Raw genomic sequence first — 7,514 nt, 5'->3', positions numbered from 1 at the left:
TCGCCCCGGTGAGTCGTGCGGTAAGCCTCGGAAAACAAAAGCCTACACTAAGTTAGAATGGTTTGGTAACTACCGATTCACCAGGTAATTCACTTTTTCAGTGGCCTCGCAGCGAGGAGCATTCCTCCCCGCGGAAAGCGACCGTCTGTGGCGCAATGGAACGACTTAGTTTTTACACTTGAATATATTTAAAACCATAAATAACAGATATGAAAAAGTAGCTTTATTTAAGAGCTAAATTAGAGATTGTTCGTCTTTAAAGATTAGTTATTTAGATTTGTCCCAACCTCTTATAAAAACATACAAAAATGAGACTATACACACTGCATTCAGTAATGTGTATAGTCTCAACTTGCTTAATAAGTGGATGATCTCTCTATCTAATAGTTCATTCCATCTATTTTTGTTCTACGGGTTTCTTTAATAATCCTAACAATAACGCAGATACAACAGCACCGATTACAATTGCTAGTAGGTATAACATCGGATTTCCATCAACCAATCCAACAACAAAAATACCGCCATGTGGTGCTCTTAGTCCAATATTAAATAGCATGGATAGCCCGCCTGTTACTGCTGCTCCAATTGCTACAGATGGAATAACACGCAATGGATCTGCTGCAGCAAATGGAATGGCACCTTCTGTAATGAACGATAATCCCATAATAAAGTTTGTTAAGCCTGCATCTTTTTCTTGTTTCGTAAATTTCTTTTTAAATAAAACAGTTGCTAACGCAATTGCAAGTGGAGGAACCATACCTCCAGCCATGATTGCAGCCATTGGTTCAAAAACACCATTAGCAATAAGACCTGTACCAAAGACATATGCTGATTTATTGATTGGCCCTCCCATATCTATAGCCATCATTGCACCTAATATAATTCCAAGGAGAACAGCATTTCCTGTACCAAGATTTGATAACCAGTTAGTCATCCCTGTATTGATTGCTGAAACTGGCTCCATGATAACGTAATTCATGATAAGACCGGTAAAGAAAATTCCTAATAATGGATAGAGTAAAATCGTTTTTATACCTTCTAATGATCTTGGAAGAACTTCTAATAATTTTTTCAGACCAATTACTATATAACCAGCTAAGAAACCACCGATTAAGCCACCAAGGAATCCGGCACCACCTTGTGCTGCCATAAAGCCGGCAACCATACCTGGTGCAAAGCCTGGGCGATCAGCAATACTCATTGCAATAAACCCTGCAAGAACTGGTACTAATAAGGCAAAAGCATTATCGCCACCAATGTACTTAATAACCGCTGCAAACGCATTATAGCTTGGATCATTTGGATCAGCTGAGTTATAACCGAACATAAAAGATATAGCGATTAGAATCCCGCCTCCAACAACGAATGGTAACATATTTGATACACCACTCATTAGATGTTTATAAATTTGGCCTCCAATCCCTTTTTTTCCTTCCTCTTTTCCTTCGCTAGAGCTACCAGAACCACCTTGATAAACTGGAGCTTGCTTTTTCAAAGCTCGATTAATTAATTCTTCTGGTTTACGGATACCATCTGCAACAGGGGTTTCAAGCACATGTTTTCCATTAAAACGCTCCATTTGTACTTTTGTATCTGCCGCCACAATTACGGCTGTTGCATTTTCAATTTCTTCTGCTGTCAGAACGTTTTTCGCTCCGCCAGATCCATTTGTTTCAACCTTAATGTCTACACCCATTTCAGCAGCTTTCGCTTTTAATGAATCGGCTGCCATATAAGTATGAGCAATACCAGTAGGACAAGCAGTTACTGCAACTATGAAATTCTTTTTATCTGCTATATTTTCCTCTTGTGATTCTTCCTCGACATCATAGCTATCAATAACTGCAAGAACATCCTGTTTAGAAGCAGCATTTAACAGCTTCGAACGAACTTCTTCTTTTAGCAATAAAGTTGATAGTCTTGATAATGCCTCCAAATGTGTATTATTTGCCCCGTCTGGTGCTGCAATCATAAAGAATAGATTGGCAGGCTGCCCATCTAGTGACTCATAATCAACCCCACTAGTAGATCGACCAAATGCAATAGCAGGAGATTTTACTGCACTTGTTTTTGCATGAGGAATGGCAATCCCTTCCCCAATACCTGTTGTACTTTGCTCTTCCCTTTTTAAAATAGCCTCTTTATACGTTTCTTTATCTATTAACTTTCCTGCTGAATAAAGAATATCGACTAGTTGATTGATTGCATCAATCTTTCCATTTCCTTCAATATTTAAAAGGATAGTTTCTTGCGTTAATAATTCGGTAATTTTCATCCCATAACGCTCCTTTTTCATTAATTTTCTATTTCAACCTTACTATTTTGTTAAATGAATTCCGTTTTATGCTTGTAGTTGGACTTGTGGAAGGAGACTCTCTACCTTCTCCTTTGTACATAATCCTATCGAAAATGCTGTAGCACTTCCTGAAGCAATGCTATAGCGGAAGGATTCTTTCATATCCTGTGTCTCTACATATTTAGCAAGAAATCCTGCTACCATACTATCTCCTGCACCAACAGAGCTTTGCACTTCTCCTTTTGGTACTGTACTAATTAGTTCTTCATGTTGGCTAATTAATATAGCTCCTTCGCCCGCTAAGGAAACAATTACATTTTGTGCACCCATTTCTACTAATTTTTTTCCATATGGGATTGCTTCTTGCGCATTCGTAATCGTTGTTCCAAACAAATCACCTAGCTCATGATGATTAGGCTTTATTAAAAATGGATGATACGGCAAGACTGCTTTTAGTAGCTCCCCTTCTGCATCGACAACAAATGAAACATTGTTTTCATGACAAATTTTCACAAGCTCCTCATAAGTTGTTTTCGGTAAGGTTGATGGAACGCTTCCTGCTAATACGAGTAAATCTTCTGAAGTTAAAGAAGCAATCTTATCCTTTAACGCTTGGAATTTTTCTGCAGAGATTGTTGGTCCACTTGCATTTAATTCTGTTTCCGTATCTGCTTTTAATTTCACATTGATACGTGTATCTTCTTCGACTTTCACAAAATCAGTGTCAATCTTTTCGGCAAGTAATTGCGTTTCAATGAAACTACCCGTAAAACCGCCAACAAAACCTAACGCTTTACTTTGCACGCCCATTCTTTTTAATACTTTGGAAACATTAATCCCTTTTCCACCTGCAAATTTACTTGTTTTTTCTAATCGATTAAGCTCTCCTAAATGCACTTCTTTAACTTCGATAATATAATCGACAGAAGGATTTAAGGTTAGGGTATAAATCATTCTTTCACAACCTTTATACTAGTTTTCCTTGAATATAAATCGTTTACTTCATCATCAAGGGAGTTTGTAATAATAGAAGCCTCATGCAAATTCGCTATTTTAGAAAAATAGACTTCTGAAAACTTACTGTCATCTGCGAGAAAGAATGCTTCTCTGGATAATGATAAAGCCTTGCTTTTCACCATGGCTTCCTCTTGGTCAGGTGTAGTATACCCATATTCAGGATGAATACCATTAACACCCATGAAGCATTTATCAAAACGGTAATGATCAAGACTAAGTATGGCACCACGACCCACTAATGCATTTGTCTTTTCTTTTACATACCCTCCCGTTAGGAAGGTTTGAATGCGAGCTTCTAGTAAGCTGGACAAATGCATAAGACCGTTTGTCACAACTACAATATCGCGATTTTTTAAAAATGGTAGCATTTCTGTAATGGTCGATCCTGCATCCAAATAAATGCTATCGCCATCCTCTACGAGATTTGCTGCAAAAGCTGCGATCATTTTCTTCTCTTGAACGTTTTTGAACGCTTTTTCACTCATGCTAGGCTCTTTTATTTTTCCTTGAAGCCTTGCAGCGCCACCATGTACTCTTTTTAAAAAACCTTCTTGCTCTAATTGTGTTAAATCTCGTCTAATTGTTGATTCAGATGTATTAGTAATATCTATTAACTCTTGTATTTTCACAACACTATGCTGTTTAAGCAATTGTACAATTAATTCATGCCTTTCAGGTGTTAACAAGATTATCACACTCCCTCTTCGGGTTGTCTTTCCTCTAACAACATCATAATGTAAACGATTTCGCATTTCAAGCATTTTCTTTCAAAAACAATCAAATATTATCATATTTTTGACGTTTTGTGAACGTTTTTAGTATAATCAGAATTTTCATTCAGGAAATCACAGTATAATTACCTGTATATTACCCGAATCTAGCATATTTAATTAACAATTATTAAATGTTTATGGTATCCTTTGTTCTGGTACTAAATTAATATTAATAAATGAAAAGGAATGAAAGTATGAAAAAAATCCCCTACTTCTATTTAGAATTGGTTAAAATTCTATTTTCAGCCGTACTCTTATTTGCACTATTTGGAACGGTTAATGATATGATCATAAAGCTTATTACTGGCTATTCTTATCCTAATGTTCATTTCTTGGAGAACAAACAGTCCCTTACTGGATTATTTATCTTACAATACATCGGATTTGCGTTAATTTATTTTGTTATTTATAAAAATGGCCTTTCCCTTATCAGTTTTAATAAAGGAATACAACGAAAAAAACTTCCACATGTATGGTCTAAATATTTTATAATTTTCGGAGCGGCTTTTATCCTATTATTTTATCTCGTACTTCTCCTAACCTAAATTATTTTAATAGAAAGTAATTGCGTAAAGATGGATTGTATGATACTATCAAATCAATATATAGTTGATAATCAACAAAATCTTACTATATATAGTTAATATAACAACTCTCAATATCCAATGTCTCTTTTTCGCTTCTTAAGAAGCGACTTTTTTTTGAAAGACATTTACATTTGTCGTAGAGAATGACAAATTCGTTTCATAGAATAGTTACGAAAAAATTTAATATGCCACAAGTTTTGGTGTCCTTATAAGGACTTAATAGGGAATTCGGTGCGAAGCCGAAGCTGTACCCGCAACTGTATGTGATACGAACTAAGAAAACCACTGAGAATATTCTTCTCGGGAAGGTCTTAGTGTAGGATAATTCACTAGCCAGGAGACCTGCCAAACACTTGTGTTTCATTACTCCGGGACTTTGAGATGATGAAACGATGGTATAAACTTAACCCCATACACACTTTTGGGATAGCTTTATGCCATCGTTTGATCCACTCAACAAGTTGAGTGGCTTTTTTTATTGGCTTTTTCTACCCTGTTGTGGAGAAATAAATAGATATCTATGCATTTCTCGCATATTCCCAAAGCAACAAAAAATGTAGAAAGTAGCTTCTAAAATTAATTACTAGGGGGTTTACTATGAAAACAATAGAAAATGATACACTTTTCCTTTTTGATGAACTAGAAAAAGACTATCACCATTTAGATTTCCAACCGCTTAAAACTCGAGCAAAACAATATGTAGAGAATAAGCATGAAATAAAGGAAGAAGAATTTATTCATCAACTTATTCTGGAAGCATTAAGCTATATGGATGAAAATTCCCCAGATTGGACTTATGTTGCTGCTCGCTTACTATTAAATGACCTATATAGACAAGGAAAGGAAAACCGTCATTCTACCAACCAAAATGCATACGAAAATTTTTACCATTTAATTGATACTTTAACCAAAAAAGGAATCTATCATCCTTCTATCCTTGATACATATACAAAAGAGGATATCACAGAGCTTGAATCAGTTATTCAACAGAAAAACGATTATTTATTTACGTATATCGGACTTCGGATGCTCTCTGATCGCTATCTAGCTCGTGATCATCAAAAACAAGTTTTCGAATTACCACAAGAGCGTTTTATGATTATTAGTATGCACTTAATGAAAAATGAACCAAAAAAGAGCCGATTAACACTGGTAAAAGAAGCTTACTGGGCACTAAGCAATCTTTATATGACCGTAGCTACTCCTACTCTATCTAATGCTGGGAAAAACTGGGGTCAATTGTCAAGCTGCTTTATCGATACAATTGATGACTCTTTACAATCTATCTATGATAGCAATACAGATATTGCAAATCTATCAAAAAACGGTGGAGGAATTGGTGTTTATCTCGGAAAAATAAGAAGTCGCGGTAGTGCTATAAAAGGATTTAGAGGTGCATCATCTGGTGTTATCCCATGGATGAAGCAGCTAAACAATACAGCTGTCAGTGTCGACCAGCTCGGGCAACGCAAAGGTGCTATAAGCGTCTATTTAGATGTTTGGCACAAAGATATCTTTTCCTTCCTAGATAGTAAACTAAATAATGGCGATGAGCGATATCGCACACATGACCTATTCACAGGAATCTGCATCCCTGATTTATTTATGGAAAAAGTAGAGAAACGGGAAGATTGGTATTTATTTGACCCTCATGAAGTAAGAACAGTAATGGGATATAATTTGGAGGATTTCTTTGATGAAGAAATGGGAAAAGGTTCATTCCGGGCAAAATATGAAGAATGTGTAAACCATCCTGATTTATCAAAGGAAATTGTTCCAGCAATTAATATTATGAAAAGTATATTAAGAAGTCAATTAGAAACTGGTACTCCCTTTATGTTTTATCGAGATGAAGTAAATCGCAAAAATCCAAATAGCCATTTAGGTATGGTTTATTGTACAAATCTTTGCACAGAAATTGTTCAAAATCAAAGTCCTACAATAGTAACAGAGCAAAAATATGAAGATGGCAGAATTATTATTGAAAAAACCCCAGGAGATTTTGTAGTCTGCAATCTTTCTTCTATAAATCTAGCAAAATCTGTTACCGCTGATGTTCTAGAACGATTAATTCCCATTCAAGTACGAATGCTTGATAACGTCATTGATTTAAATACTATTCCTGTTATCCAAGGACAGTTTACAAATCAAAAATATCGTGCTATTGGTCTTGGAACCTTTGGATGGCATCACTTACTTGCATTAAAGCAAATTAAATGGGAATCAGATGAAGCTGTATCCTATGCAGACGATTTATATGAAAAAATTAGCTATTTAACTATTTCCGCAAGCGCAGAATTAGCAAAGGAAAAAGGTGTGTATCCTGTTTTTCAAGGTTCCGATTGGGAAACTGGAGCTTATTTTACAAAAAGAGGTTATGATGCAGTAGAAAGTAAATACGATTGGGGAGCATTAAAAAGAACTGTCCACGATAGCGGATTACGCAATGGCTATTTATTAGCTGTAGCACCAAACGCATCCACTGCTTTAATCGCTGGAAGCACGCCAAGCATTGATCCAATATTCAAAAAACAATATTCAGAAGAGAAAAAAGATTATAAAATTCCTGTTACAGCACCAGATCTAAATAAGGATACAACATGGTTTTATAAATCTGCCTATTTGATTGATCAACATTGGAGTATTAAACAAACAGCTAAACGTCAAAAACATATTGATCAAGCAATATCTTTTAATCTATATGTCCAAAATACGATTAAAGCAAAAGAGTTACTAGATTTACATGTAGCAGCTTGGAAAAACGGTTTAAAAACAACCTATTATTTAAGATCTACTTCCTCTGAAGTAGAAGATTGCGATTCTTGCTCTAGCTGATTACTG

General features: G+C 35.6%; 5 protein-coding genes and 1 riboswitch. Of the genes, 2 read left to right on the top strand and 3 right to left on the bottom strand.

The annotated features are described in order from the left end of the window. Window positions 1-397: 397 nt before the first annotated feature. The 3 genes from ACTQ5K_RS21500 to ACTQ5K_RS21490 all read right to left on the bottom strand — a co-directional run bounded on the left by ACTQ5K_RS21500 (window position 398) and on the right by ACTQ5K_RS21490 (window position 3,999). The gene (locus ACTQ5K_RS21500; protein WP_031536757.1) at window positions 398-2,275 is read right to left on the bottom strand and encodes a PTS fructose transporter subunit IIABC; all 1,878 of its coding nucleotides are present in this window, start codon (window positions 2,273-2,275) and stop codon (window positions 398-400) included. Window positions 2,276-2,341: 66 nt separating this feature from the next. Further along, complete coding sequence (gene pfkB / locus ACTQ5K_RS21495; protein WP_031536756.1) at window positions 2,342-3,250, bottom strand: 1-phosphofructokinase; 909 nt, start codon at window positions 3,248-3,250, stop codon at window positions 2,342-2,344. Further along, window positions 3,247-3,999 (bottom strand): DeoR/GlpR family DNA-binding transcription regulator, encoded by a 753-nt coding sequence (locus ACTQ5K_RS21490; protein WP_031536755.1) that lies wholly within the window; start codon window positions 3,997-3,999, stop codon window positions 3,247-3,249. The genes pfkB and ACTQ5K_RS21490 overlap by 4 nt, the downstream gene beginning before the upstream one ends. 281 nt (window positions 4,000-4,280) lie before the next feature. On the opposite strand from ACTQ5K_RS21490, the gene ACTQ5K_RS21485 reads away from it, so the two are divergent. Continuing rightward, the gene (locus ACTQ5K_RS21485; protein WP_031536754.1) at window positions 4,281-4,631 is read left to right on the top strand and encodes a hypothetical protein; all 351 of its coding nucleotides are present in this window, start codon (window positions 4,281-4,283) and stop codon (window positions 4,629-4,631) included. 223 nt (window positions 4,632-4,854) lie between these two features. Next, window positions 4,855-5,038, top strand: a riboswitch (cobalamin riboswitch). Window positions 5,039-5,270: 232 nt separating this feature from the next. Next, complete coding sequence (locus ACTQ5K_RS21480) at window positions 5,271-7,508, top strand: ribonucleoside-diphosphate reductase subunit alpha (RefSeq protein WP_235252257.1); 2,238 nt, start codon at window positions 5,271-5,273, stop codon at window positions 7,506-7,508. The last annotated feature ends 6 nt before the right edge of the window (window positions 7,509-7,514 follow it).

The sequence above is a fragment of the Niallia sp. Sow4_A1 genome (assembly GCF_052116745.1).
GTDB lineage: Bacteria > Bacillota > Bacilli > Bacillales > Cytobacillaceae > Niallia > Niallia hominis.
The sequence above is the reverse complement of the archived record's forward strand: the minus strand, read 5'-3'. Positions and strand labels throughout refer to the sequence as shown.

What these genes read in the sequence shown, in the direction of transcription:
- ACTQ5K_RS21500 (WP_031536757.1), bottom strand. Translation starts at nt 2,275, where the DNA reads ATGAAAATTACCGAATTATTAACGCAAGAAACTATCCTTTTAAATATT.
- ACTQ5K_RS21485 (WP_031536754.1), top strand. Translation starts at nt 4,281, where the DNA reads ATGAAAAAAATCCCCTACTTCTATTTAGAATTGGTTAAAATTCTATTT.
- pfkB (WP_031536756.1), bottom strand. Translation starts at nt 3,250, where the DNA reads ATGATTTATACCCTAACCTTAAATCCTTCTGTCGATTATATTATCGAA.
- ACTQ5K_RS21480 (WP_235252257.1), top strand. Translation starts at nt 5,271, where the DNA reads ATGAAAACAATAGAAAATGATACACTTTTCCTTTTTGATGAACTAGAA.